Source organism: Lactonifactor longoviformis, assembly GCF_042848515.1.
In the GTDB taxonomy this organism is placed as follows: domain Bacteria; phylum Bacillota; class Clostridia; order Lachnospirales; family Lachnospiraceae; genus Lactonifactor; species Lactonifactor longoviformis.
Map to the genome: position 1 here is coordinate 4,318,847 of NZ_AP031453.1, position 25,704 is coordinate 4,344,550.

The 25,704-nt window shown below is 48.5% G+C and carries 22 protein-coding genes and 1 riboswitch; of the genes, 1 reads left to right on the plus strand and 21 read right to left on the minus strand.

Translation table 11 applies throughout. The features are described 5' to 3' along the window. Nucleotides 1-55 precede the first annotated feature (55 nt). From ACGHCT_RS19685 to ACGHCT_RS19745, 13 genes are all read right to left on the minus strand, one after another. Nucleotides 56-1,051 (minus strand): ABC transporter permease, encoded by a 996-nt coding sequence (locus ACGHCT_RS19685; protein ID WP_072853408.1) that lies wholly within the window; start codon nt 1,049-1,051, stop codon nt 56-58. Nucleotides 1,052-1,086: 35 nt separating this feature from the next. Beyond that, nucleotides 1,087-2,583, minus strand: coding sequence for a sugar ABC transporter ATP-binding protein (locus ACGHCT_RS19690; protein ID WP_072853410.1), 1,497 nt, complete (start codon nt 2,581-2,583; stop codon nt 1,087-1,089). A 10-nt stretch (nt 2,584-2,593) separates the two neighbouring features. Then, complete coding sequence (locus ACGHCT_RS19695; RefSeq protein ID WP_072853412.1) at nt 2,594-3,391, minus strand: SDR family NAD(P)-dependent oxidoreductase; 798 nt, start codon at nt 3,389-3,391, stop codon at nt 2,594-2,596. Nucleotides 3,392-3,404: 13 nt separating this feature from the next. After that, on the minus strand, nt 3,405-4,442 hold the full coding sequence (locus ACGHCT_RS19700) for a zinc-binding dehydrogenase (protein WP_072853414.1): 1,038 nt from the start codon (nt 4,440-4,442) through the stop codon (nt 3,405-3,407). A 13-nt stretch (nt 4,443-4,455) separates the two neighbouring features. After that, nucleotides 4,456-5,286, minus strand: coding sequence for an SDR family NAD(P)-dependent oxidoreductase (locus ACGHCT_RS19705; protein ID WP_390437290.1), 831 nt, complete (start codon nt 5,284-5,286; stop codon nt 4,456-4,458). A 59-nt stretch (nt 5,287-5,345) separates the two neighbouring features. Next, nucleotides 5,346-5,780: a VOC family protein gene (locus ACGHCT_RS19710; protein ID WP_390437291.1), complete on the minus strand. Its 435-nt coding sequence runs from the start codon at nt 5,778-5,780 to the stop codon at nt 5,346-5,348. Nucleotides 5,781-5,970: 190 nt separating this feature from the next. Next, a complete protein-coding gene (locus ACGHCT_RS19715) occupies nt 5,971-7,017 on the minus strand; it encodes a uroporphyrinogen decarboxylase family protein (protein WP_390437292.1) in 1,047 nt (348 codons plus the stop codon). Nucleotides 7,018-7,104: 87 nt separating this feature from the next. Then, nucleotides 7,105-8,574 (minus strand): UbiD family decarboxylase, encoded by a 1,470-nt coding sequence (locus ACGHCT_RS19720; protein ID WP_390437293.1) that lies wholly within the window; start codon nt 8,572-8,574, stop codon nt 7,105-7,107. A 21-nt stretch (nt 8,575-8,595) separates the two neighbouring features. Then, nucleotides 8,596-9,777 (minus strand): iron-containing alcohol dehydrogenase, encoded by a 1,182-nt coding sequence (locus tag ACGHCT_RS19725; RefSeq protein ID WP_072853424.1) that lies wholly within the window; start codon nt 9,775-9,777, stop codon nt 8,596-8,598. 27 nt (nt 9,778-9,804) lie between these two features. Continuing rightward, the gene (locus ACGHCT_RS19730; protein WP_390437294.1) at nt 9,805-10,791 is read right to left on the minus strand and encodes a uroporphyrinogen decarboxylase family protein; all 987 of its coding nucleotides are present in this window, start codon (nt 10,789-10,791) and stop codon (nt 9,805-9,807) included. A 151-nt stretch (nt 10,792-10,942) separates the two neighbouring features. Next, on the minus strand, nt 10,943-12,442 hold the full coding sequence (locus tag ACGHCT_RS19735) for an aldehyde dehydrogenase (RefSeq protein WP_072853428.1): 1,500 nt from the start codon (nt 12,440-12,442) through the stop codon (nt 10,943-10,945). An 89-nt stretch (nt 12,443-12,531) separates the two neighbouring features. Next, a complete protein-coding gene (locus tag ACGHCT_RS19740) occupies nt 12,532-13,989 on the minus strand; it encodes an FAD-dependent oxidoreductase (RefSeq protein WP_072853430.1) in 1,458 nt (485 codons plus the stop codon). A 26-nt stretch (nt 13,990-14,015) separates the two neighbouring features. Next, the gene (locus ACGHCT_RS19745) at nt 14,016-15,728 is read right to left on the minus strand and encodes a hypothetical protein (protein WP_072853432.1); all 1,713 of its coding nucleotides are present in this window, start codon (nt 15,726-15,728) and stop codon (nt 14,016-14,018) included. A gap of 242 nt (nt 15,729-15,970) precedes the next feature. Between ACGHCT_RS19745 and ACGHCT_RS19750 the strand changes: the two genes are divergently transcribed. Then, nucleotides 15,971-16,876 carry a LysR family transcriptional regulator gene (locus tag ACGHCT_RS19750; protein WP_072853434.1) on the plus strand — a complete coding sequence of 302 codons (906 nt, stop codon included), beginning with the start codon at nt 15,971-15,973 and terminating at the stop codon, nt 16,874-16,876. An 85-nt stretch (nt 16,877-16,961) separates the two neighbouring features. Here ACGHCT_RS19750 and secA read toward each other — a convergent pair whose 3' ends face one another. The 8 genes from secA to ACGHCT_RS19790 form a co-directional block, all read right to left on the minus strand. Beyond that, a complete protein-coding gene (gene secA / locus ACGHCT_RS19755; protein WP_072853436.1) occupies nt 16,962-19,532 on the minus strand; it encodes a preprotein translocase subunit SecA in 2,571 nt (856 codons plus the stop codon). A gap of 159 nt (nt 19,533-19,691) precedes the next feature. After that, nucleotides 19,692-20,237, minus strand: coding sequence for a ribosome hibernation-promoting factor, HPF/YfiA family (hpf, locus tag ACGHCT_RS19760; RefSeq protein ID WP_072853438.1), 546 nt, complete (start codon nt 20,235-20,237; stop codon nt 19,692-19,694). Between the two features lie 132 nt (nt 20,238-20,369). Next, nucleotides 20,370-21,158, minus strand: coding sequence for a phosphoribosylformimino-5-aminoimidazole carboxamide ribotide isomerase (hisA, locus tag ACGHCT_RS19765; protein WP_390437295.1), 789 nt, complete (start codon nt 21,156-21,158; stop codon nt 20,370-20,372). A gap of 114 nt (nt 21,159-21,272) precedes the next feature. Further along, a complete protein-coding gene (locus tag ACGHCT_RS19770; protein WP_084068007.1) occupies nt 21,273-21,668 on the minus strand; it encodes a hypothetical protein in 396 nt (131 codons plus the stop codon). 160 nt (nt 21,669-21,828) lie between these two features. Continuing rightward, nucleotides 21,829-22,590 (minus strand): 4-hydroxy-tetrahydrodipicolinate reductase, encoded by a 762-nt coding sequence (gene dapB, locus ACGHCT_RS19775; protein WP_072853444.1) that lies wholly within the window; start codon nt 22,588-22,590, stop codon nt 21,829-21,831. Between the two features lie 21 nt (nt 22,591-22,611). Further along, on the minus strand, nt 22,612-23,502 hold the full coding sequence (gene dapA, locus ACGHCT_RS19780; protein ID WP_390437296.1) for a 4-hydroxy-tetrahydrodipicolinate synthase: 891 nt from the start codon (nt 23,500-23,502) through the stop codon (nt 22,612-22,614). A gap of 119 nt (nt 23,503-23,621) precedes the next feature. Beyond that, a riboswitch (Lysine riboswitch) is annotated at nt 23,622-23,794 on the minus strand. A gap of 359 nt (nt 23,795-24,153) precedes the next feature. Further along, nucleotides 24,154-25,137: a ketopantoate reductase family protein gene (locus ACGHCT_RS19785; RefSeq protein WP_390437297.1), complete on the minus strand. Its 984-nt coding sequence runs from the start codon at nt 25,135-25,137 to the stop codon at nt 24,154-24,156. After that, nucleotides 25,134-25,703 carry a 2-oxoacid:acceptor oxidoreductase family protein gene (locus ACGHCT_RS19790; RefSeq protein WP_390437298.1) on the minus strand — a complete coding sequence of 190 codons (570 nt, stop codon included), beginning with the start codon at nt 25,701-25,703 and terminating at the stop codon, nt 25,134-25,136. Before ACGHCT_RS19790 ends, ACGHCT_RS19785 begins: the two co-directional genes overlap by 4 nt. Between the last annotated feature and the right edge of the window lies 1 nt (nt 25,704).

The window sequence follows — 25,704 nt, forward strand, 5'->3', positions numbered from 1 at the left end:
ATCCTTCTCCTTTCATTTACGCTTTTTTATTAGTGAATTCATTTCACTCCCTTTGTTACTGCTTTTTGTTTCCTATACTTTTCAAGAGAACTGCCGCAATGATGATCACACCCTTTGCAACCTTCTGGGGATAAGCAGCAATGCTCAGCAGGTTCATGATATTTCCTATCAATGCCATAATCAGTACACCGATGATGGTATTTACAACAGATGCCTTTCCGCCCTCCAGATTCGCACCGCCGATAACCACGGCAGCAATTGCGTCCAGCTCGTATCCGCCGGATACGGTAGCCGGGGTTCCGATGGCTGCCCGGCAGGTAACAAAGATTCCTGCAAGTGCACTGAGCGCACCGCAGATGGTATATGCCGCCGCCTTGTAGAGGTTCACATTGATACCGGACAGGCGCACTGCTGTCTCGTTGCTTCCGGACGCTATGGTAAGACGACCGTAGGAAGTCCATTTGATTAAGAATACGAACAGCAGAATCACAATCAGCGTTACGTATACAGCAACCGGCACTCCCAGAAGCGGATCTTTAATTTCCGCAAACGCAATAAGGGCATCTGTGGCAGGAGTGGACGGCAGACGGATGGGCTGTCCGTTTGTGAGAATGTAGGCCAGTCCCTGGGCCATTGTCATAACAGCCAGAGTGGCAATGAATGCCGCCATCTTAAAATACGCTACCAGCACACCGTTCAGCAGTCCTATGACTCCGCCCACAAGGGCAGTAATCACAACACACCCGAGAAGTGCGGGAACTGAGGTAATGCTTTCTTTTGTGAGAAGCAGGGCGATAACCACACTTCCCACCCCCAGAATTGCACCGCAGGACAGGTCAATGCCCCCGGTCATAATGACAAGCATGCACCCGATCCCTACCAGGGCATACGGCACCTGCTGCCTCAGTACATTCACAACGTTTCTCTGGGAAAGAAAATTCGGTGACAGGCAGCTGGCAATTATAATCAGTAAAACAAAGATGATAATCGCATTGTTTTCCTTAAAAAACTTCTTTAAATTAAATTTATTTGCAACTTTTGCCTCGCTCATATTCGCATCCTCCGCTTTTATAATCCTGTAGAAGCCTATACCCCCATAGAGTAAGAGATTAGGTTACTTTCCGAAAAGTCTTTCTTATCCAGTTCTCCGGTGACTTCGCCGCCCCTCATGATAATCACCCGGTCACACATCCCCATAATTTCCTGCATCTCGGAAGATATCATCACAATAGAATAGTTTTTGGCAGCAAAATCATTGATAATTTTATAGATCTCTCTTTTTGCACCTACATCCACACCCCGGGTAGGCTCATCCAGCAGCAGTACTTTACAGTCTGAGGCCAATAGCTTTGCAATTGCCACCTTCTGCTGATTTCCGCCGGACAGGCTGGACACATCATTTTCTATACTTCCCACCTTGATAGACAGCTGCTCTACCATATCGTTGATATACGCGGTCTCCTTCTTTCCCGAAAGCTTCCCGAAAGCTGTCTTAAAAAGCTTCAGACACCCCAGGGTAATGTTATTTCGGATCGGAAGATCCAGCAGTACTCCCTGGGTTTTTCTGTCTTCAGGCAGCAGTCCTATCCCGTTGTGTATGGCATCCCTGGGGCTTCGAATGGTTACTTCCCTGCCATCCAGATAGATTTTTCCGGAATCCCTTTTATCCTCTCCGAAGATAGCCCGGATGGTCTCTGTCCTTCCCGCCCCTACAAGACCGTTGATTCCCAGAACCTCTCCCTGGCGGACCTCAAAAGAAACGTTGCTGACTTTCCCTCTGACACTGATATTTTCCACTTTGAAATTTACCGGTCCTATCCGGACCTCCCTTTTGGGATAATAGTCCTGAAGCTCTCTTCCTACCATTTTATTGGCCAGCTCCTGTTTTGTAATAGAAGAGGTCTCCACCGTGTCAATGTAGGTGCCGTCCCTCATAATGGTTATTCTGTCGCACAGCTCCATGACCTCTTCCAGACGGTGGGAGATATAGATGATGGCAACTCCCTCCTCCCGCAGTTTCCGCAGCAGACGGAACAAGTGCACGACCTCATTGTTGGAGAGCACGGAGGTAGGCTCGTCCAGTATCAGTACAGAAGCATTTCTGGACAGGGCCTTGCAGATTTCCACCACCTGCTGGTATGCCACCGTCAAATCACCTACCTCATCCGTTGCTTTTATATCCGAAAATCCTGTCTCGTTCAGATATTCCTGCGCCTTTTTCCGAAGCTCCTTCCAGTTGATAATCTTACTGTCTTTGTTCAGACTGTCGATGAAAATATTTTCAGCTACGGTCAGATCGTTTACCAGCATCAGCTCCTGGTAGATAATGGAGATTCCATAGGCCATTCCATCCTTGGGACTTTTTATATTGGCAAGTTTGCCTCCTATGTATATTTCCCCCTCATCCTTTTCCAGGGATCCGGCCAAAATCTTCATAATTGTGGATTTTCCGGCCCCGTTCTCTCCCATGAGCGCATGAATCTCACCCTTTCTCACCTTGAGAGAGACGTTGTCCAAAGCCACAACTCCGCCGAACCGCTTGCAGATGCCGCGCATATCTACCCAGTTTTCTGAATTGCTCATAGCGCACCTCCTATCTCGCCAGCATATATCCTCCGTCTATGGTAAGGACTGCTCCTGTAACCTGTTCTGCCGCCTCGCTGGCCAGGTAGACAGCCGCAGCCCCGATTTCTATGGGTTTGCCAAAACGCCCGGTGGGAGTGCAGGACAGCCAGTAATCCGTCCATCCCTTCGTCTCTCCCTCATCCTTCACTCCCGTTACCAGATTGGTCTCTGTATATCCGGGAGCGATTGCATTTACCCGTATACCATACTGTGCCCATTCATAGGCCAGGCACTTGGTCAGCCTGTCCCCGGCCGCTTTGGCCGCGTTGTAGGAACAGCTTTTCTGGGGGATATTCACAATCCTGGAAGAATTGGAGGTGATATTAATGATCCGCCCTCCCTTCTGTTCCTTCATCTTCAGCCCTGCATAATGGCACATAAGAAATGTTCCGTTTAAGTCTACGTCCAATACCCGGTACCATCCGCTCAGATCATCTGTGTCTTCCATCGGGTCAAAGGGAGTGGCAATCCCGGCATTGTTTACCAGCACGTCAATTCTTCCGTAATCCTCAGCCACTTTGGCAACCACTCTTTTGGCATCCTCCTGCTTTGTCACATCCCCTTCATAGGCCCGGTGGACACCGCCGAATTGCTCTAGCTCTTCTATGGTCTTAGCAGCGCTTGCCTGATTTCTGCACATAATAGCAACACTGGCTCCGCTCTGCGCCATAGCCAGGGAGATTCCTTTTCCAATTCCCTTATTTCCCCCGGTTATCAGGACCACTTTCTCCTTCAGGGAAAATGCATGTTCCAAAGACTCTATCATAAAAGCTCCTTTCTCACTTGGTACAGTCAAAAACCAGCTTTGCATATTTTCCTGATTTCTGATCCGCGTAGGCCTGCTTACACTCATCCAAAGCATATATCTTTTCCACCACCGGCTTAAAATTCATCTGGGGAAGCATATTAACAGCCCTGGGGAAGGATTCCTGGGCCAGATACATTCCCTGGATTCTCAGCTCTTTCCGGTAGGTGTACTCCAGAAGATTCATAGACATTTCATAGTCCCTCCGGTACATGGACATGAATACCAGATGTGCTCCCCTGGCAGCAAAATCCAGGGTTTTTCTGGCCGCGGGTCCGTTTCCGGAGGACTCAATCACTGCATCAAAGCCTTTATTGCCCGTAATTTTCTGCACCTGCTCTTCAATATCCGGATCCAGAGGATTAAGCACGTAATCGGCGCCCATCTCTAACGCTCTTTTTCGCTTTCCCTCCATAGGCTCCAGCACGGTCACCCGCCCTGCGCCGCTCCGTTTCAGAAGCTGGGTCATCATAAGGCCGATGCCGCCCCCGCCTGAGACAGCCACGTGAGCCCCCAGCCGGAAGTCCGCCAGTTCCACTGCCCGCACCGCAATATTAAAGGGTTCTGTCAGTGCCGCGTCCAAAAGACTTACCCCTTCCGGCAGCTTATATACCTGATCCTCATGCCATACGATGTACTCCGCCTGGGCAGCCCCCAGGCCCTCTGCATGTTCGCAGAACTGAGATTCCCCTCCAAGACAGTAGTCACAGGAACCGCAGGTCCGGTAAAAATTGCCTGTTACTTTATCCCCTACCTTCAGCCCTTTGCGGTTTGCCTTTGGTCCCAGGGCCTCAATGGTCCCGGAAAGCTCGTGTCCGCAGGGCGATGGAATAGGAAGATCAAAATATCCCTCCAGCAGATGGGGATCGGAACCGCACACAGAGGCATACGCTACTTTGATCAGAACTTCGTCCTCATTTACAATCTCCGGCTTGGGTACCTCCATACAGGCTACCTCTCCCAGCTCTTTGGTGCTCTCATTAAATGCTTTCACCAGCATAACTGCTTTCATCCCTGCTCCTCCTTTACCAGATGGTCACTCCGCCGTCTATTAGAAAATCACTCCCTGTTGCATACGAAGACAGCTCAGAAGCCAGAAATACAACAATTCCCATAATCTCATTCAGGGACGCAAAGCGGTTCATAGGGACCGCATCCCTTACAAATTCCTCCAGAGGAGCCATATCCATATCATCGTGCAGACCGGAGAGAATCATTCCGGGGCTGATGCTGTTGCACCGGATGCCGTCCTCCACATAGCTGACTGCCATAGACTTGGTGAACTGAATCACACCTGCCTTCGTGGCGGCATAAACGGCCATATGCTGACTCATATCCTTTCTGCTCCCTTTATTGATGATGTGCCCTGACATCGAGGCAGTATTGATAATAGAGCCTCCGTTTCCCAGCTCTTTCATCTTGTTTGCCGCGATCCGGTTAACCAGAAACATTCCTGTAAGGTTAATATCTACCACACGCTTCCATTCCTCCAGGGGAATACCGGAGGGACTGTCGCTGCGTCCCGCAACACCGGCATTGGAGAATACAATATCCAGCCTTCCAAACAGCTCTGCTGTCTCCCGGATCATTCTTGTCACATCTGCTTCGTCCGCAACATTTCCCATGCACTTCCCCGTCTTTACGCCGTACCGTTTTTCGATTTCTCTGCAATTCTCCTCGAGAATCTGTGCCTTCTGGGGAATATCCATCAATACAACATCCGCTCCGGCCTCCGCCAGTCCGGCCGCACAGGATCTTCCGATCCCCCCGGCCCCTCCGGTCACAAGGGCTGTCTTTCCCTTCAGGGAGAGCATCTCATAGATACTCCTCAGTTCTGCAATCTGCAATGGTTTCATACTCTTTCTCCTTCCTGTTTTATCCTGCCTTCTCTATCCATACATCCTAATTTGCACTCTTAATCCTGCAGCTCAATTAAATTTCCGTCCGGATCCTTTAAAAATGCCCAGTGCTCCTCCGGGGTGGCTCTTCTGTCCGGAGGAAAGAAAAAGTAAACCCCGTCTGCCTTCATAGTTTCGTAAGCCTCAAAAATATCTGGAACACGCAGGCAGATATGTGTATAGCCAGGCTGGTTCCAAACCGTCTCGTCCCCTTCTTTTTGCGGGTGAAATTGAAACAGCTCCAACACAATCCCATCCGGGGATTTTAAGAAACAAAAATCCGAAAAAGCTCCCGCCGACAGCCGGTACAGCCCATTGTGGGAACTGATAAATTCTTCTGAAAACACATCCTGAAATTCCAGCTGAAACCCGAAATACTTTGTATAAAACTCAATGGTTCTGCCAATATCCCGCACCGTAATTCCCACATGCAGAAACTTAGATACGCTCATATGCCATTTCCTCCCTGTTAGCCTGTCTGTTCTGTTTCTTTACAACATTTTTACTAGATTTATATAGAGTTGCCAGTTTTTTTTATGCACTTTGCATATCTTTTAAGGTAATTATAGTATTTTCAATCATTTTTACAATTCGAATTTCAGGAGAGATCTATTCCTTGCGGGAATGAATCCCTGAACTACCTCAGGAGTTAGCCTTTGTTCCGTCCTCATGTGCCGCGGTATATGCCGTCCGGGTCATCTGCTCTGGTTTTTCAGGAGGACAATAGCCGGCTTTCTCCCATAAAGGAGTATTATACTCATACAAGGCGTCCACCAGGGGACCGGTGATCCCGGGATCGATCATGGCCGGCTCCGCCACCCAGCTTCCTCCCGGTGCCATTAACCTGATGCGGTATAAGCACTCCTCGTACCGTTCCCGGTATCCTGCGCCCTGCCTGTCCAGAATCCCCTGGTTATCGAATCCTCCCACAAAACAAATCTGCTTTCCATACTTCTTTTTCAGCTCATAGGGATGGTTGCTTAACTGCAGGGGATTTAAGGCGTCTATTCCCAGCTCTATAAAATCATCCATGAGAGGCGCAATATAGCCGCAGGAATGATGTTCGTACAGCATGCCCTGGCCGTGTACCGCATCCACAATTCGTTTTAAATGTGGCTTTATCATGTTTCTCCAGATTTCCAGAGACATAAACATTCTGTCATTGGATCCGTAGTCGTCGTGGAACTGTATCTTATCAGGTTTATAGTATTGAGCGATTAAATTTATTTCCTCTATCCGGTAATCGGTGAGCGCTCCCAGAAGATCTCCGGCTGCCTCTTCTTCCATCAAAAGACCGCACAGGGCATCCTCCACCCCTGTCATAGCGTGAAACTGCTCGAATAAGCCATTTATTATAATCACACTGCTAAGCTTGTTCTCCCTGTCCCACTGTGCGGTATCCTCCCTGGCGCCCCTCTCCCAGTCATAGCTTTTGGGATCCGGAATCTTCAGATGCGTTCTCCACTCTGTGATATCCTCCAGTCTCTTTGTTCCCCTGGTCACCATAGGCCCCTCCATCCCCTCTTCGAAGGTCCAGGATACGCCAAAGGCATCTACGGTAACACCGTAACCCTTTGGTCCCTCCATCACGATTGTGGGAAGACAGGTATCCTGGTCTGTGGTCTGGCTTGGCACCCACAAAGGCTCCTCATGCCGGTAGGCCATTAATATATTTTCTTTGGCATTCATTACTTATCCACTCCTTTATTTGCGAAAAGACGGCCCCGGATCGTTTCCTAAGGCCGCTTTCTCATATGGGATTCTGTTGTCAGCTGTTTATAGTTCCGGACACCATTTCCTGTAATCCACCTCCAGGAACTTGGATCTCTCAAACCGTTTTTTCTGAGCATACGGCACCGTACAGTCAAAGATCATCTTGCAGGAAATGCCGTTGTCCCTCAGTGCCAGATTGTACTCCATCTTCTGGGAGGGATCCAGAGGATGGCATCTGACTCCAGGGATAAAGATGGTGTCGATGTCCCCCTGGTATCTGGTATTCATGGCAAACAATACATCATTCATATCAAAGGGATCTACATCCTCATCCACGATAAAAATATGCTTTAATTCTGAAAATGCGGAAAATGCAAGCAGGGCAGCCTGTCTCTGCCGGCCCTCGTCACTCTGGGTCCTCTTCTTAAACTGAAGCACTGCCATATATTTGCCCCCTCCGGCAGAACAGCAGTACACGTTCTGAAGACGGCCGGGCATTGCCCGCTCTACCATCTGTATGATACTGGCCTCTGTGGGAATGCCAGCCATATTTACATGCTCCTCGCTGGGTCCGATGCAGGTCTGCATAATGGGATTCTCCCTGTGCGTGACGGCTTTTACCTTGATAAGGGGAACTGCCTGATTGGCATTTCCCGTATACCCCGGGAATTCTGGCATGGCCTTCCCTGTATTGGTATTGATATCCTCCCGGATATAGGAGTCAGGAATTAATTCTCCCTCAATGACGTATTCTGCATTGGCAATGCATTTTTCTTCTATGGTGAGACAGTTGGTCAGCCGCACCGCAGAATTTCTGATGGCCCCTGCCACGGAGAGCTCATTGAATCCGATAGGCGTTGTGGGTGGCTCAAAGCATGCGGCAATTTCGATGGCAGGATCCACCCCGATGCTGATGGATATGGGAAGGGGTCTGCCCAGAGCCTCCGCCTTTTCCCGGAAAGCCCCCAGATGTCTTGCGCCCGGAACAAAATACATGGAAATGGTGTCTTTGCTCTGCAGACAGAGCCTGTGGATTGTAATATCCGATTCCCCCGTCTCAACATCCGAAGCATAGCACATACCCATGGTGATATACGGACCCGCATCCTCCGGCGTATTGGTAGGCGCCGGCAGAATCTTTCTGATGTCAAACCCTTCCTCAGCGGCAAAATGTTTTACCTCCTGACAATCAGCCTCAGCATTTGAGATAACTACCGGCCGGATAGGATGTTCTACCGCCTCCTTCAAAAGAAAGCCGAGGCGTTCCGGCTTTTCCCCGAGAAGAAGTCCCACTCTTTCTCTGGACGCCAGAAGACCAATCAGCACTCTTGCATCCTCATGGCCTGTGACCTGATTAAACATCAGGGCCGGACCTTGCTTTGTGGGCCTTTTCACGGTTCCCCCTGCTCCTACATACCGGTAGATCCCGGAAATCTCCGCATGGGGTTTTACCGGAACATCGGTTTCCATATATTGACCCGGAACCTTTTTTAATAATTCGATGGCAGCTCTAAGACTATTATACTTTGGCATACCCTCACCCCCTTACTCCCGCTATTTTATTTCTTTTTCTTTGGGTGTTCCCCTGTACATGGTTTTCAGATATAGTCTCCGCATATCCTCCGGCGTTGTAAGCCTCGGGCAGTGTTCCCAGATTTTCGTCTTCTGGGCGTCCACGATCATCTCTTCCAGGTGCTCCTCACCGATTCCCATCTCCGAAAGGTTCTTCGGCAGGCCCAGTTTTTCGTTGAGCTTCACCAGATAGTCAATGAGCATTTCCGTCTCAAAGTTTTCTGTATAGGCGTGTTCTCTGCGGAGCAGATTATACACTTTCTTATATTTTCCCCTGTCTGCAAGCGCATTGAACTCCATGGTGGTGGGGAACAGCATGGCATTGGCCAGTCCGTGAGGCACATGGTAGAAACCTGTCAGCGGATGGGACAAAGCATGGGCCTGGTTTGGCAGGCAGAGGGATAAGGTGATTCCCGCCAGCGTGCTTCCCATAATCATATCAGAGGCTGCATCTATATCCGCCCGGTTTGCCACAAACCTTGGCAGGGCAGGTCCGATCAATTCCATAGCCTTTTCTGCTACGGAGTCAGAAAACGGAGTCGCCAAATCACTCATGTAACACTCTACCGCATGGATCAGGGCATCCATTCCAGTGGAAGCTGCAACTCCTGCCGGAAGTGTGGTGATCAGTTCCGGATCCAGCAGAGCCACCTGCGGAAGCATCTTGTCATTCAGAATTACCATCTTGTATTTATTCTCATCTGTGATAACCGTATTTCTTGTCACCTCACTGCCGGTGCCTGCTGTGGTTGGAATGGCAATTACCGGAATGGGATCATGTTCCACCGGCAGATAGTATCCCCAGAAATCCTGAAGGCGTTTTCCGCTGTATCCCACAAGAGCAGCACTCTTTGCCGTATCCATGGAGCTTCCTCCGCCCACTGCCACCACGCAGTCCACCTTTTCTTCCACGATAATCTTAACTACCTTTTCCACTACCCAGCAGCCGGGATCCGGCTCCACGTCAGTAAAGGTCACACAGGGGTAGCCTGCAGCCCCGATAATCTTCTCCACCCTTCCTGTAATGCCGGCCTTCACCAGGCCCGGGTCAGATACCAGAAGCACCCTTGTCCCATGCAGTCTCTGAATATATTCCCCTAATTTTTCAACAATCCCGACACCAAATTCAATATCCTGTTTTACTGAGAAGCTGTGATTTTTCATTCAATATTTCCTCCTTTTGGATGTTATCTACTGAAGCTCAGGGGGTATTTCTGCTCCATACTCCCTCATTTTTTCTGTTACCAGGGGCTTTAATTCCTCAAAAAAGATCTGGGGATGCTTACAGAAGAAGGGTTTCCAGGCCACAAAGCTGCCCCCCGGGGCAACCCTTTGAAATACTCTCCGTATCTCCTCCCGGCTCTCCTTTGGAGTGACATCTTCCCTGTCCAGTATCTCCACATTGTTAAATCCTCCGCAGAAACAGAGGTCCTTGCCGTATTTCGCCTTCAGTTCCTCCGGATGATTGGAGATCTGCACCGGGTGAACGGCGTCCACTCCAAGCTCAATAAAGTCTTCAATCATGGGGCGCATAAACCCGCAGCAGTGGAGAATATAAAACATTCCCATTTCATGGGCAGTATCCACCATTCTCTTAAGCTGAGGCTTTATGAGTTCCCGCCATGTGGAAAGAGACATCATCATGGATTCCTTTGCACTGTAGTCGTCAAAAACCATAATGGCATCCGGTTTATAATATTTTCCTATTTGCCGGATCAGTCTCAGTCTGTAATCGGTGAATTCCCGGAACCAGTCTTCCATTATCTCCGGTTCCTCCAGCAGCGCGCACAGGACATCCTCGAATCCCATCATCAGATGCGCCCGCTCAAACATACCGTTGAACAGCTGGACAATGGAAAACTTATTCTCTCTGTCCCACCCTGCGGTATCCCTGGCCGCCAGAGCTTCCCAGTCCCGGTCCTCCACGTTGGGGAAGACTATTTCCTTTTTCCATTCCTCCACGCAGGATACTGCCCGGGTTCCTACCTTCTGTACAGGCCCGTTGGCTTCCAGGTTATACTCATACTCTACCCCGAACTCGTCTCTGCCCTCCGTGCGGCCTTCATACCGCTCCTGCACTGCCTGCTGCAATACGATGTCACAGTCTGTAATATTATTGGGAATCCACAGGGTTTCCTGATGTTTCATGGCCAATATCACATTTTCACGCCTTGTCATTGTTTTTGCAGCCCTCCCTTCCTGTATGTATTTACTAAATTTTGTTGCTCTTAAGCCTATAATATAGTAATTTTATACAATTAATCAATTCAGTTTTCCCAGTCAATCTATTCCCCCAAAGAATATATGCCCCATTCCCGGGGAAAGTCTCTTACTGCAGGAATCCCTTTAATACAATTACTTTTTCTTTCACGACCTCTCCCAGAGTGGTAAATCCCTCTTTTCCGGTGCCGCTCAGCTTGTATCCACCAAAGGGCTGCATCATATTCCGGTAGGTCCCGGTGCCGTTTACTACCACGCCGCCGGACTCTATGTTTCTTGCCAGATGCATCCCCTTTTTCCAGTCTCTGGTCATCACACAGCCGGAAAGACCGAAGCAGCTGCTGTTGGCAATCTCCACCGCTTCCTCAGGGGTGTCGAATCCTATAATGGGCATAACAGGGCCGAAGATTTCCATATCCCGGGCAATGTCCATGGACTTATCTACCTCTCCGATTACCGTAGGCTCTATAAACGCGCCTTTCCGTCTCCCTCCTGCCAAAAGTTTTGCCCCCTGGTCCAGGGTTTTCTTGATCTGCTGTTCCACCTGAATGGCTGCTTTTTCTGAGATCAGACTGTTCATCAGGGTCTTTCCTGGTTTCAGCTGGGAAAAGTCCAGCCCAATGTACTGATCCAGCTCTGCCTCTACGTCCATATCATATCCCATCTCTATTTTAGATACCGCATCCAGTACGGTCTTCGTAAACTGTTCTTTTACGGAATTCTGTACGATGAACCTCTTGGGGGCGATGCACACCTGTCCCGCAGAATTCATTCTCCAGGCGGCTGCCTCCCTGGCAGCTGCCTCCACATCTGCATCCTCCAGAACAATAAAGGGATCGTTTCCTCCCAGCTCCAGCGCACAGGGGGCCAGCCGTTTGGCCATGATGCCGGCGATGTGGAGTCCTACTTCTGTGCTTCCGGTGAGCGTCACGGCATCCACTCTGGGATCCGCAACCAGCCAGTCTCCAATGTCACCCCCTGCGCCGGTCACTACCTGCAGGGCGTCTCCCGGCACGCCGGCCTCCCACAGCAGCTCGATCAGCTTCATCAATGCCAGAGGGTTGCTGGTGGGCGGCTTTACAATTACCGCATTCCCCGCTGCCAGAGCCGGGGCAACTTTGTAGCCGAAAAGCATCAGAGGCGCATTGAAGGGTACAATAGCCAGAACGGTTCCCACGGGTTCGTATACTACCATCTGCAGATCCTGTTCCGTCTTGCCGTCATGGCCGGCCTCGGTGCCGGGTACTAAAAGCTTCCCGTCACAGCGCTTTGCCGTCTCCAGGTATCCCCGGAACAAGCCAGGTATCCCCTGCCACTGAAACAGGCCGTTTCGCACGCTGCTTCCGCTCTCTCTCATCAGGGTTCCGATAATTTCCCTTTTATTCTCCTCCATTAACCGGAAAAAGCGCTCAAAAATAACTTCCTTTTCCTTCAGGGGCACAGCGCTCCACTTTTTCAGTCCTCTTTTGGAAGCCTCCAATGCCCTGTCCACATCCTCCTTGGTGGCCATTGGTATGGTGTCAATCACTTCATTTGTAATGGGATTGATAACCGGTATAGTTTTACCGTCACCGGACCCTGTCTTCTGTCCGTCAATCATCATTTTCATAGTACTGCTCCCTTCTTTCTGCAAAAATCTCCGCCCTACATTATAGCATTATAACGCAAGACGGAGATCCTTATCTACAATCCTTACTATTATCTTGTCTCAAACAGGATCGCTCCCTGAGCTACCAGATTATCCTGCAGTTCCTTGATATCCTTCTGAAGTTCTCTGGGGGTTACACCCTTCTTTACAGAAAGTGCCGCTGCGGTCCCCGCTGCCTGCCCGGTTACCATCGTCTGATGGAGGTAGCGCAGGTATGCCGGCCGGTCAGTGGATACAGATTTGCCTGCTGCCAGCAGATTGTCAATGGTTTTGGGAATCAGGCACCGGTAAGGAATATCGTAAGATCCCCCATCCTTCGGAAATGCCATATCTGTCTTACCGTCCACGCATACAGCCAGTGTATCCATGGCTGCCACATGGTATCCCCCTGCCTTAAAGGATGTCTTGCCAATCGTGTCCTCAAACTGACGGCATGCCTCCACGTCGTCCCTGGTAAGGATATACTCGCCTACAATCCTGGGGCCTTCTCTCAGACGAAGCTCTGTGCAGGTCTTGGTAATATAAGCGTGCTCAAATCCAGGCACATAATTCTTGAAGAATCTCCAGGCAATCATATTCTGCTTCCTGCATTCAATGTTGCATCTGGTAAGATCCCACGCATCCGTGGGAAGCGCGTGATCCACCTGGGAGGAATGCTGGAAGTGGGCCTGAATGTGCCCCCCCTCTCTTGGGGTAAGGAAGAATCCGGCTCCTGAATACGGATGCCAGTCCCCGTTTTTCAGGGCCATATCACGCAGCTCATAAAAGCCCATGATTTCTCCCAGCTCTTTGATGTCGTAGCACTTACGGTACATATCCTCTACTTCTTCCCTTGTATTTGCACCCTCATAAGGGAAGATCAGCTGTTTAAAGGAAAACTGGTCCGGATTGGTGCGGATATAGGTTAAGAGCTTGTCCCAGTCTACCCCGTCCACTGTGAACGCCAGGGTATGAGGCTGGATAATATCACGGCTGACGCAAGCTGTCTCACATCCCGCCTGGATAGCCACGTATCCCTCTCCGGTACAGTCGATCACACGTTTTGCTTTCATCTCGTTTCTGCCATTGGCATTTTCAACGATAATTCCGTTTACGGTGTTCTCCTCCTTGGTAACCCCTACCACCAGAGTGTCCAAAAGGAGATCCACACCCTCTTCTTCCATCATTTCAAAGATAAGGTATACCCACCATTCCGGATCTACATAGGAGAAGGTATAGCCTGCTTTTTCTCTGATCTTGCTTCTCCACTCAGGCAGCGCATGCCCGGATTTCAGAAGTCTCTGATAGGTTTCTTCCACCAGGCCCCCGATATCTCTTTTGCCCTGTGGGTTAAATAATCTTGCATAGGCGAATCCGGGAGGTCCGGAAAGACTCATCTGCCCTCCCAGAATCCCTGTTTTTTCAATCAATAAGGTTTTTGCACCATTCCTCGCACTGGCAATTGCCGCAGCCACACCTGAAGTTCCGCCGCCGCAGACAATTACATCATATTGTGTGTCGTACCCCATAACGTGCCCTCCTTCATTATATTTTTCTATTTTTTAAAATCTTCAATTGATTTTGCAATGGTTCCATCGGGCATAGCTACCGGCTCTACGCATCCCTCGCTGTGAAGCGCCCATGGAAGGATGACTCCGGAATGGCCGCCCCGGCCGCCGATTACTACTACTTCTACATCTTTGGGGGAGCGCGTCACAGGCAGAGGATGTCTGTTTTCCCACTCTTTCGGCCGTACCGGAACAAGTCCGCGGTTGCGAACCATAGGTACCTCATGATATACATACTGATGAATATGTTCCTGAATCATTTCCTTTGTATAACCGGATTTTTTCAGCATCATACCGTGGTCCGGCGTCAGGCATACTACCAGGGGACCAGGCATATAGGCATTGTTGGAGCCAAGTGTGGTACAGCAGTGTGTTATGGTATCCAGCAGATCGTGTCCGTTTAAGCTTAGGAAGTCGATAATATCATGAAGAGGTTCTGCTTTCAGCACATAGACCGTGGTTGTATCTGAATCATAACGGTCCTCGTTGATCATATTCCACTGCGCCAGTTCAGGCTCTTCTGCAAAGCAGTAAGTGAATTCTGCCTGGGAAGCGATGCAGTCCAGATCACATACACCTGGAACTGAGCGGAATATATTCATGATAACCAGGTTAACAGCTCTTCCTATGGTTGCGTTGGCCGGATAGCCAGGTCCCTGGCAGCCCTGTTTGCCGGAGATTCCAATTTCCTGGGCAATGGGACCGGATACGATTACCATGTTGCCGCCGGGATGAGAAGTTGTCACAGACTGGTTCAGGTTGTACAGGGGACTGTTCAGCGCCTTGAATACAGCTACCAGTATGGGCATGGCTGTTGGTTTGCATCCTGCCATAATTGCTGCCACTGCCACGTCCCTTACGGTAACGGTCTTGCCGCTGGGGCCGCTGGGACTGCACAGCACCAGATCTTCATCAAATGGACAGTACTCCATCATTTTCTCATACCGGGCTTTCGTAGGAGGAATGATCGGAAGCCCGTCGCTGATGTGCTCTGCATTGAAGAAATCGTTAATTTCCTCCATGTATGCACCCGGTTCACAGAGTTTTTCTTCTTCTATCTCTAATTCCTCCGTCAGGGGGAGCAGTCCGTCTGCTCTCGGAGGCACTTTGTCCATCTTAAAGTCAATGTGGGCAAGCTCTTCCAGCTTTTCTCCATTGCTGGTCAGAGACTCTATGATGTAATCCCATTTCAAATCCACCTGAGCCGCCACTTCTTCTACAGTACTGGCCTGATAGATGTCTACTGAACAGAGACAGAGATGCCCTGCCCGGTACACGCCCACGCCTTCTGTGATACCGGTTCCCGGAGGTGCTGTCATGTAGACAGTGGGAATCCCCAGCTCTTCCAGGGCAATGCTTAACACGGTGGTGGAAGAAGAAGTTCCCATATCGCCAAAGGCAACAATGGCCGCCGTTGGTTTCTCCTCTGCCAGCATTTCCGCATATTTCCTCAGAGCCTCCGCGTCCTTTCCCCGGACTGTTTCTGTATACTCTACGAAGTTTGTAATCCCCAGTTCTGTAAAGTGCTCTTTGATGCGATCAAACACCGTGTAATAATTACAAAATCCCAGTTTTGTATTATTATAAAAAAGTATTTTGCCTGACTTCAGCTCTTCCAGAGATACCCGGGGGGCCAGCTGAATCATTTTTCGTTCCTGAAACCCTCTGGGGTCCAGGATTGGATTAAATTTTGTCGCCATACTCATTCTCCTTTTCCATACTTATTTTTTATATACTGCTTAAGCATTTTTTATTTTATGACTTAAGTTTACTTTTTTATGGCTGTTGTATCAATTCGCTTTTCCCTCCCTTTTTATTCCTGGAACGAATAAGTACACAAACCGATGTCAGATTAAGTTGCATGTCTGCTTGATAACGTCGGAATCTTGCGATATAATAAGTCTTGACAGTTTGTTGAGCAGGCATAAAAGGAGAGAGATGAATGACATTTGAACAATTACAACATTTTCTGGCAATTGCGAAATATAAAAACTATTCGATTGCTGCTGAAGAAAGCTTTGTCTCCCAGTCTTCTCTCTCCAAGCAAATCAAAGCACTGGAGGAAGAACTGGGATTCAAACTTTTTGACAGGACTACCAGGAATATCGAGCTGACTGAGGGCGGGGAAGAATTCGTGATGTATTCTAAAAGAATTCTGCAGGAGTATAAAGAAATGCTCAGCAGACTTCGCAGATATACGGACGAATCCAAGAATACCCTGAGGATAGCCGCCATACCTGTCATGAATCATTACGGACTCACGGACATTATTTTTCATTTTCAGCAGCAATACCCCGGGGTAAGAGTGAAGGTTCTGGAAAAGGACGGGAGCTACGTTGTCCAGGATCTGGAGAAAGGGGATGCCGATCTGGTATTCCTGAGAAGCCATCATATTCCGGAAGGAGAATTCTTAATCTATCCCCTGATCGACGATGAGCTGGTGCTGATTACCGGTCAGGATCACCGTTTTTCAAACAGAGATGAGATCGAGCTAAAAGAGGCGGAGGATGAAGAATTTCTGTTTTTAGGAGCCAATACCGGTATGCATCAGACCTGCATCAAAGCATGCAAAATGGCAGGGTTCATTCCAAAAGAACGGTGCCTGGATCTCCGCTCCAGCACCATCAAGAATCTGGTGGCAAACGGCCAGGGCATCTCTCTTATGATGAAGGCATCCATTGAGTACATGAAAGACCCCAGAATACATATCGTCTATCTGAAAGAACATCCCATAGTAAATCTGGCACTGGCAACCAAAGAAGAAAAGTTAAGTGATGTATCCCGGACATTTATTGAATATGTCCAGGATAGTTTCGGGCATCTTACCGACGGGGAAGAAGTCATGTAGGGACAGGTCTGTTGTAAAAAGGGACAGGCCGATCCCAAAAGGGGACGTGTTCCTTTTAGAAAGAACACGTCCCCTTTTTTACCCTTTAGACTGCTTTACGCCCGCAGCACTGTTTGTATTTCTTACCGCTGCCGCATGGGCAGGGGTCATTGGGATATACTTTTTTTACTGCTCTCTGCATTGGTTTCTTAGGACCCGATTCGTCTTTATTCGTTCCGGTTACCTTCGCTACCTGTTCTCTTTCTACCTTCTGCTCTACTTTTACATGGTACAGCAGGCGAAGTGTATCCTCCTGGATCGCAGCGGTCATGGCATTAAACATCTCGTAGCCGCTCATCTTATATTCTACCTTCGGATCCCTCTGGCCATAGGCCTGCAGGCCGATTCCCTGGCGCAGCTGATCCATGTCATCGATATGGTCCATCCACTTCCGGTCGATTACCTTCAGCAAAATGACACGCTCCAGTTCTCTCAGCTGTTCTGGTTCCGGGAACTCCACTTCTTTTTCTTCGTAAATCTTTACTGCCTCTTCCTTCAGATCCTGTTTCAGCTGATTCTTCTTAATCCCTTCTACCTTCTCTTTTGTCACTGGTTTTACAGGTATGATGGGAATTAATACACTGTTCAGTTCGTTGAGATCCCACTCTTCGTTCTCTACGTCGTCAGAGATGCACATATCTACTGTACTGTCCACGATATCAGTAATCATCTTATAGATAGACTCTCTCATATTCTCTCCGTCCAGAACGCGGCGTCTCTCTTTGTAGATAATCTCCCGCTGTTCGTTGTTTACCTGGTCATATTCCAGCAGGTTCTTACGGATTCCGTAGTTATTGCTCTCTATCTTCATCTGCGCCTTTTCAATGGCACTGGACAGCATTTTATGCTCAATCTGCTCATTCTCCGCAACACCCAGAGATTTAAATACGTTCATCAGCTTTTCGGAACCAAACAGACGCATCAGGTCATCTTCCAGAGAAATATAGAATCTGGATTCACCCGGATCTCCCTGCCGTCCGGAACGGCCGCGGAGCTGATTGTCAATACGCCTGGATTCGTGGCGCTCTGTACCGATAATTTTGAGTCCGCCTGCTTCTCTGGACACATCATCCAGCTTGATATCGGTACCACGACCGGCCATATTGGTTGCGATGGTAACCGCTCCGGCCTCTCCGGCACCGGCTACGATCTCTGCCTCCAGCTCATGGAACTTTGCGTTCAATACCGTATGCTTGATTCCCTCTCTTTTCAGCATCCCGCTGAGAAGTTCGGAGTTCTCTATGGTAATGGTGCCGACCAGGACCGGCTGATTCTTGGCGTGGGCCTCTTTGATCTCTTCCACCACAGCCCGGAACTTTTCCTTCTGAGTCATATATACCGCATCGTCGTAGTCTTTACGGATGACAGGCATATTCGTTGGAATCTCTACAACGTCCATGCCGTAGATTTCCCTGAACTCCTTTTCCTCTGTTAGAGCAGTACCTGTCATACCCGACTTTTTGGTGTATTTGTTAAAGAAATTCTGGAAGGTAATCGTTGCCAGGGTTTTGCTCTCCCTCCTTACCTTCACATGTTCTTTTGCCTCAATTGCCTGGTGGAGCCCGTCGGAATACCGGCGGCCGGGCATAATACGGCCGGTGAATTCATCTACAATCAGTACCTGATCGTCCTTTACAACATAATCCTGGTCTCTGAACATCAGATTGTGTGCCCGCAGAGCCAGTATAATATTGTGCTGAATCTCCAGATTCTCAGGATCCGCCAGATTCTCAATGCTGAAGAACTTTTCTACTTTCTTAACGCCCTGTTCGGTCAGATTTACAATCTTATCTTTTTCATTAACGATAAAGTCCCCGGTTTCAATGATTTCCTCTCCCATAATGGCGGTCATCTTCGTCATCTCACCGCTGGCCTCGCCCCGCTCCAGCTGTCTTGCAAGAATGTCGCAGACTTCATAGAGCTTGGTGGACTTTTCACTCTGTCCGGAAATAATCAGAGGAGTTCTGGCCTCGTCAATAAGAACCGAGTCAACTTCATCGATGATAGCATAGTGGAGGTCCCTCTGCACCAGCTGTTCCTTGTAAATCACCATGTTGTCACGCAGGTAATCAAAGCCCAGCTCATTGTTCGTCACATAGGTAATGTCACAGGCATAGGCAGCACGTCTCTCGTCATTATTCATGGAATTCAGAACCACGCCTACTGTCAGTCCCAAAAATTCATGAACCTTACCCATCCACTCCGCATCACGGTGTGCCAGATAATCATTGACGGTTACAATATGCACGCCTTCCCCCTCCAAAGCATTCAGATAGGCAGGGAGGGTTGATACCAGCGTCTTACCTTCACCGGTTCTCATCTCAGCAATACGCCCCTGATGCAGGATAATACCGCCGATGAGCTGTACCCGGTAATGTTCCATATTGAGGACACGCTTAGCCGCCTCTCTCACAGTGGCAAATGCCTCCGGGAGAATATCATCCAGCGTAGCACCCTCGGAGAGCCGGTTTTTAAATTCCCTGGTCTTCTCCCGCAGTTCCTCGTCACTGAGCTTCTGCATCTCAGGACGAAGTTCCTCAATCTTGTCCACAGTGGCCACCAGCCGCTTTACTTCTCTTTCACTATGGGTTCCAAATATCTTGTTTATAACATTCATAAAAAATACTCCTATTTTTTCTTCGTTTTCAACTTAAGTCATAGCACTATTGTTCATTTTAGCACTTTCCTATGTTGAAAACAATAAATTTTTCGTGAACAAACCATGAAAAAGCACCCGAAAGCCCTCTGCAGGCTCCGGGTGCCGGTGATTCTTATCTTAGAACTCTGGTTCAATCAAACCATAAGTATTGCCTTTTCTCTTGTATACCACGTTCACTTCCTCTGTCTCCGCATTCAGGAAAACATAGAAATTATGTCCCAGAAGCTCCATCTGCACACAGGCATCTTCCGGATACATGGGTTTGAAGCCAAAACGTTTGGTACGGATAATCTTTATCTCTCCGTCATCCTCATAATCCTTTTCTACATAGGCCTTCTGGAAGTGCGTATATTCTTCCTGTTCCTTCACGCCCTGCTCTCTCTGGATGATTTTGTTTTTGTACTTTCTCAGCTGGCGCTCAATGACTTCCTCCACAAGATCAATGGATACATACATATCATTGCTTACCTGTTCCGAACGGATAATATTTCCCTTTACGGGTATGGTCACCTCAATCTTCTGGCGCTCCTTTTCTACGCTGAGCGTTACTATAATCTCCGTATCTTCCGTAAAATATCTACTTAATTTTCCAAGCTTGTCCTGGACTGCTGTGCGTAACCCATCGGTTACTTCAAGATTTTTTCCACTTATGATAAAATTCATGCTGTCAACCCCTTTAACGTGTATTTTACAAATCCCTTTTAAATTCTCTGCCAAGGTCATTTGTAATGTAACCCCATTATATCAATATTTAGTTTTTATTGCAACGGAATTTAGAAAATTTTCATTATTGCATTATATTTGACAGTTATTTCTGCAGCATTCTAAGACGTCCTCATATTTCATAGGACCTCCAAACAAGTCTAAGGCACTGCCAATCGTAACATCCAGGCGGCCTTTCCCTAACTCTGCCAGGGTTTTTAAGTCTGCAAAGGTACCCACACCGCCTGCATAGGTTGTTGGAATCTCACTGCCCTCTGCAAGCAGAGATACAAGACCGGTCTCAATCCCAGATGCCTTTCCCTCCACGTCCACAGCATGAACCAGAAACTCATCGCAAAAAGAAGCAAGCTCCCGAAGCACACCTCTGCTGATTGTCACCTCTGTAAACTTCTGCCACCGATCCGTTACTATATAGTAGTTCCCATCCCGCTTTCTGCAGCTCAAATCCAGAACCAGATGTTCTCTGCCAACGGTCTTGGCCATCCGCTCCAGGTTTTGCATGGATACTTTTCCGTCTTTGAATACATAGGAGGTTACGATAACATGGCTCGCTCCTGCCTGCAGAAACTCACGGCTGTTTTCCGGTGTAATCCCTCCGCCCACCTGGAGGCCGCCGGGATACTCCCTGAGTGCATCCAGAGCCTGGCCCTTCGTCTGAGCATAATAAGCAGAGGACGGCGGATTCAGCAGAATAATATGCCCCCCGCGAATCCCTGACGCTTTATACATCTTTGCGTAAAAGGGCGCATCCTGTTCGGCTACAAAGTTTTCTGCCGCCATGTCATTTTCATCCTTCAAAGTACCGCCGACAATCTGTTTCACTTTCCCATTATGTATATCTATGCAAGGGCGAAAATTCATCCGGAAACCTCCTGTAACTAATATATGGGGTATCATACCATGTTAAGACTAATTGATCAATACGGCTTTGTCCAAAAAGGAAGGGCAGAGAGTCCCCTCCCTGCCCCTGTTCCTTTATTTTGCCTGGGTATTATTTTCTGTCGTTGTGTTGTTGGCACCCGGATCTGTGTTGTCATTGGCATTTCCATTGGCATCATTTCCTGTAAGGTCATCTCCAAGATCCTCAATGCCGTCGCCTACATCTTCAACGCCGTCTTTGATATCATCGCCGAGTTCATCCACAACACCGTCTCCGTCAGCGTCATTTCCCTCTGTTACACTGTTATTGTTATTGCTTTTGTCGTTGGGAGTATTGCTGTCCGTTTTGTTTGTATCCTTGTTGTCGGTAGTTCCGTTTTCTGTCGTATTGCTGCCGTTATTTCCGTTGTCATTATTGCTTCCGCATCCTGCTGCAAAGCTGAGAGTCAAAACTAACAGGGCGCCAAGCAAAAGTGTTTTACATTTCTTCATCACTATAGTCTCCTTTGATTCATTATTTTTTTATCTTCAGTGTTATTAATATGTGCTGATCTCTCCTGATTTATTCGCAGGATAAAATCTTTGAATCCGGAAACTATTTTATAAAGAAAAAGATCCATGCGGATATGGATCTTTTTCCAATTTTTTCGTATTATTTTGCCTGGATTACATCAGCCATATTATACATCCCTGCCGGCTTTCCGCCCAGGAATTTGGCTGCTTCCACAGCTCCTTTTCCAAACACCGTCTTAGAATAGGCTGTATGGGAGAACGTTATGACCTCGTCCGGACCTGCAAAGATCACATCGTGATCCCCCACGATGGTCCCGCCTCTGACTGCGGAGATTCCTATTTCTTTTGGATCTCTCTGCTCTCTCCTCTGGCTTCTGTCGTATACATAATGATACTGGTGATCCATAGCCTCATTCAGGCTGTCTGCCAGTGCGATAGCAGTTCCGCTGGGGGCATCCAGTTTTAATTTGTGATGTTTTTCCACAATTTCCATATCAAATCCGGCTTCTGCCAAAACTTTGGCAGCGTCCTGTACAAGCTTTAACAGTGTATTAATACCAAGAGACATGTTAGCGGAACGCAGCACTGCCACTTCCCCGCTGATCCTCCGTGCTTTTTCCAGCTGCTCTTCACTGAGTCCGGTGGTGCACAAAACAACAGGCAGTTTTCTTCTCTCACAGTAATCCAGCAGTCGGTCCGTTGCTTTTGCAGAAGAAAAGTCAATGAGAACATCTGCCTCTGTGTCACAGGTATCAATATCTGTAAATACAGGATATTCACACCGGCCATTATCTGCCATATCAATACCGGCCACAATCTCCGCTGCCGAATCTTCTTTTACTAAACCGGAAATCACCTGCCCCATATGGCCGCAGCATCCGTGCATTATAATCTTTGTCATCTGTTTATCCTCTTTTCTGTCTTAAGCCAGCTCTATGCCGAAATCCTTCATAGCCTGGGCTAATTTTTTCTGATTTTCTTCTTCCATGGTTGTCAAAGGCATTCTCAAAGGACCTACTTCTTTCCCCATAAGATTCAGGGCAGCCTTCACAGGAATTGGATTGACCTCGCTGAACAGTGCGTTCACAAGGGGAAGTGCTTTGAGCTGCAGTGCACAGCTGCCTTTCACATCTCCCTCCAGATATTTGGCTGCAATCTCGTGTGTCTCTCTGGGTGCCACATTTGACAGTACGGAAATCACGCCTTTTCCTCCCAGTGACATAATAGGAACAATCTGATCATCATTTCCGGAATACAGGTCAAGGTCTTCTCCGGCAAGCTGCATGGTCTTAGCTACCTGAGCGATATTGCCTGTTGCCTCTTTAATGCCTGCAATGTTTTCTACATTTTTAGCGAGATAAGCCGCAGTCTCGGGGAGTATATTGCATCCGGTTCTGCTTGGCACATTATACATAATCAAAGGAATGCTGACAGCATTCGCAATTGCTGTGTAATGGGCGATCAGCCCCTTCTGAGTGGCCTTGTTGTAGTAAGGAGTAACAATCAGCAGGCCGTCTGCGCCGAACTTCTCTGCCTCCTGTGAAAGATAGATTGCAGTTTCCGTACAGTTGGAGCCTGTGCCGGCCACAACAGGTATTCTTTTCGCCACCTTGTCAACGGTGTATTTGATAGCCTCCAGATGCTCCTCATGAGTCAGGGTAGAAGATTCCCCGGTAGTGCCGCAGATAATAATGGCATCCGTTCCCCCCTCAATCTGAAATTCAATCAGTTCCCCCAATTTGTCAAAATTAACTTTCCCATTGTCGTACATAGGGGTAACAATCGCTACGCCTGCTCCTGTAAAAATAGCCATAATAATTCCTCCTTCATTTCCACTCGGTTTTAGGTTTGCATATAATTCTGCTAATAAAGAAAAGAGGCAAACCCGTAAGCCGCCTCTAAAGAATACTACATTGTATCACATTTATGAATTCTTTGGATAGCGCACCATCTTACGATGACAGTCATGAAATTATTCACTTCATGCCCAAGGTATAGGACTGCAGGGTTCCCACCCTTTCGGCGCCGTTTCCTTTTTTCTATCGTCATCTGTGCCTGCCACATCTGATAAAATACTCATAAAAAGCGCAACCTCTATCATTCTTTATATAATTTACAGTAACTATAGCATTATTAAAAATCCTTGTCAATGCCTCTTTTATAAAAATATTATATTCAAAAACACGGAGGATGAGATAACTTTTGTGCATGTAAAGTTTAAAAATTTAAAGATAAGAATAAGAGAATCACAGACTGACGGAGAAGGGACGGCGGGGGGCCAGGGTCAGGACCGGCTCGAGGCTCCACTCCCCTCAGCTTCACCCTACCAGCTGCTAAGTTCGTCAGGAGAGCCTTCCTCACAAATCAGCTGCTGGATGGTATCTTCGGCTCGCTTCGCTTGACCTCCCCGGCCCTGACCCTGGCCCCCCGCCGTCCCTTCTCCTGGTTTAAAGTCACTTTACATTCACGGAAACGAAGATGGCCCTTCAAACATCAAATCGTACGTATCCTCACGGACTCTAAGCAAATAATAGACTGCCTCATTGTACGGCGTAGGTATCCCGTACTTTTTTCCTTCCCTGCACACTGCCCCGTTCAGGAATTCTACCTCTGTCTTTCTCTGTTTGTAGACATCCAGTACGGTTGAGGTAAAATGGTGCTCGTCAAGAGGCACCTGAGCCATATTTTCACGCTCTTTTTTCCAGTATTCCTCAGCATCCATGGGCACTCCTTTGGCGGTGGCAACCTCACAGACCTCCCGGGCCAGTTCTTTCAGGAGTTTTCTGCCCTCCTCATGTCTCATAAAATCCTCCCCTGCCAACTGTACCAGAGCACAGGGGGCATTATACAAAACATTGATAAACAGCTTGTCCCACATAATCGCCTCTGTCTGCTCCGACAGGGCTGCGGGGAATCCTCCCCTTTCCAGTATCTTTTCCATTTCCACAAAAAGATGCCGGTATGGGGTGTCCTTCTCAAGAGGGGAGAACCAGACGCCCTTGGGACTGTACGGAAATTTTACCCTTCCTGCGATTCTTCCCGGCGCCCTGAGGGTGGCAGATGCCTTTAACACTCCATATCCAATCTGCCCGGCGGAGAAGAACTCCTTTAGTATCTCCACGTTTCCCAGTCCGTTCTGCAGAGAAATTACAACCGTATCCTCTCCAAACAGTTTCCGGTTTGCTTCAATGCTGCTTCTCGTGTTCATTCCCTTAACCAGCAGGATCACCAGATCGCAGGCTCCTACCTTTGAGGCATCTGAGGTAGCCATAGTTATCTTTACGGTTTCTTCTTCCTGTTCCTCCAGCTCCATATGGAGCCCTTCCTGTTCCACGGCCTGCATGTGCTGCACATAGGGATCCACAAAATATACCTCCGCGCCGCCCTTCATCAGATGCGCGCCTACCAGGGAGCCCATGGCGCCGGCTCCAAGAATTCCTATCTTCATAGACTTCCTCCCTTCTCATCCGCAGCCCTCTGGCTTCTGACCGCCTCCATCCCCCGGCGGAATGCCGCTATATTCAGCTCTGCAATCCGGGGCTTTTTCCCGAAGGCAGACCGGAGCACCTCCTCCATCACCGGGGGGGCCACGCTTCCGGTAGCTTCCACCACAGCGCCCAGCATAATTACATTCAGGAGCCGGTCATTTTTAAGTTCCTCCGCAATGTCGGAAGCCGGTATCCTATATACCGTTCCTCTATTCCCCTCCGGCATTGTCCTGACCAGAGAGGTGTTCACGATATAGCAGCCTCCGTCCTTTAAGCATTGGCTTTGGGCTGCACAAGATTCCTCGTCAAAAAAAGCCATGCAGTCATAAGACGCCGTTACCTGCGCCCCCACCTCTCTGTCCGAGAGAATCAGAGTGGTATACGTATAACCGTTTCTCATGGCAGGCGCGTATTCCGAATACGAGGTGGCATATTGATGTGCCTCCACCGCGGCCATCCCTAACAGCTTCCCCCCAAGGACTACTCCCTGACCTCCCAGGCCTCCTAAAAAGATTTTATTTTCCATA

Coding starts and splice junctions, on each gene's coding strand:
- ACGHCT_RS19745 (WP_072853432.1), bottom strand. CDS start 15,728: ATGGCGACAAAATTTAATCCAATCCTGGACCCCAGAGGGTTTCAGGAA.
- ACGHCT_RS19740 (WP_072853430.1), bottom strand. CDS start 13,989: ATGGGGTACGACACACAATATGATGTAATTGTCTGCGGCGGCGGAACT.
- ACGHCT_RS19770 (WP_084068007.1), bottom strand. CDS start 21,668: ATGAAGAAATGTAAAACACTTTTGCTTGGCGCCCTGTTAGTTTTGACT.
- ACGHCT_RS19750 (WP_072853434.1), top strand. CDS start 15,971: ATGACATTTGAACAATTACAACATTTTCTGGCAATTGCGAAATATAAA.
- ACGHCT_RS19715 (WP_390437292.1), bottom strand. CDS start 7,017: ATGAATGCCAAAGAAAATATATTAATGGCCTACCGGCATGAGGAGCCT.
- ACGHCT_RS19695 (WP_072853412.1), bottom strand. CDS start 3,391: ATGATAGAGTCTTTGGAACATGCATTTTCCCTGAAGGAGAAAGTGGTC.
- ACGHCT_RS19735 (WP_072853428.1), bottom strand. CDS start 12,442: ATGAAAATGATGATTGACGGACAGAAGACAGGGTCCGGTGACGGTAAA.
- ACGHCT_RS19700 (WP_072853414.1), bottom strand. CDS start 4,442: ATGAAAGCAGTTATGCTGGTGAAAGCATTTAATGAGAGCACCAAAGAG.
- dapB (WP_072853444.1), bottom strand. CDS start 22,590: ATGACAAAGATTATAATGCACGGATGCTGCGGCCATATGGGGCAGGTG.
- ACGHCT_RS19730 (WP_390437294.1), bottom strand. CDS start 10,791: ATGACAAGGCGTGAAAATGTGATATTGGCCATGAAACATCAGGAAACC.
- ACGHCT_RS19785 (WP_390437297.1), bottom strand. CDS start 25,137: ATGAAGATAGGAATTCTTGGAGCCGGCGCCATGGGCTCCCTGGTAGGC.
- ACGHCT_RS19690 (WP_072853410.1), bottom strand. CDS start 2,583: ATGAGCAATTCAGAAAACTGGGTAGATATGCGCGGCATCTGCAAGCGG.
- ACGHCT_RS19710 (WP_390437291.1), bottom strand. CDS start 5,780: ATGAGCGTATCTAAGTTTCTGCATGTGGGAATTACGGTGCGGGATATT.
- ACGHCT_RS19720 (WP_390437293.1), bottom strand. CDS start 8,574: ATGCCAAAGTATAATAGTCTTAGAGCTGCCATCGAATTATTAAAAAAG.
- hpf (WP_072853438.1), bottom strand. CDS start 20,237: ATGAATTTTATCATAAGTGGAAAAAATCTTGAAGTAACCGATGGGTTA.
- ACGHCT_RS19685 (WP_072853408.1), bottom strand. CDS start 1,051: ATGAGCGAGGCAAAAGTTGCAAATAAATTTAATTTAAAGAAGTTTTTT.
- secA (WP_072853436.1), bottom strand. CDS start 19,532: ATGAATGTTATAAACAAGATATTTGGAACCCATAGTGAAAGAGAAGTA.
- ACGHCT_RS19790 (WP_390437298.1), bottom strand. CDS start 25,703: ATGGAAAATAAAATCTTTTTAGGAGGCCTGGGAGGTCAGGGAGTAGTC.
- hisA (WP_390437295.1), bottom strand. CDS start 21,158: ATGAATTTTCGCCCTTGCATAGATATACATAATGGGAAAGTGAAACAG.
- ACGHCT_RS19725 (WP_072853424.1), bottom strand. CDS start 9,777: ATGAAAAATCACAGCTTCTCAGTAAAACAGGATATTGAATTTGGTGTC.
- dapA (WP_390437296.1), bottom strand. CDS start 23,502: ATGGCTATTTTTACAGGAGCAGGCGTAGCGATTGTTACCCCTATGTAC.
- ACGHCT_RS19705 (WP_390437290.1), bottom strand. CDS start 5,286: ATGAAACCATTGCAGATTGCAGAACTGAGGAGTATCTATGAGATGCTC.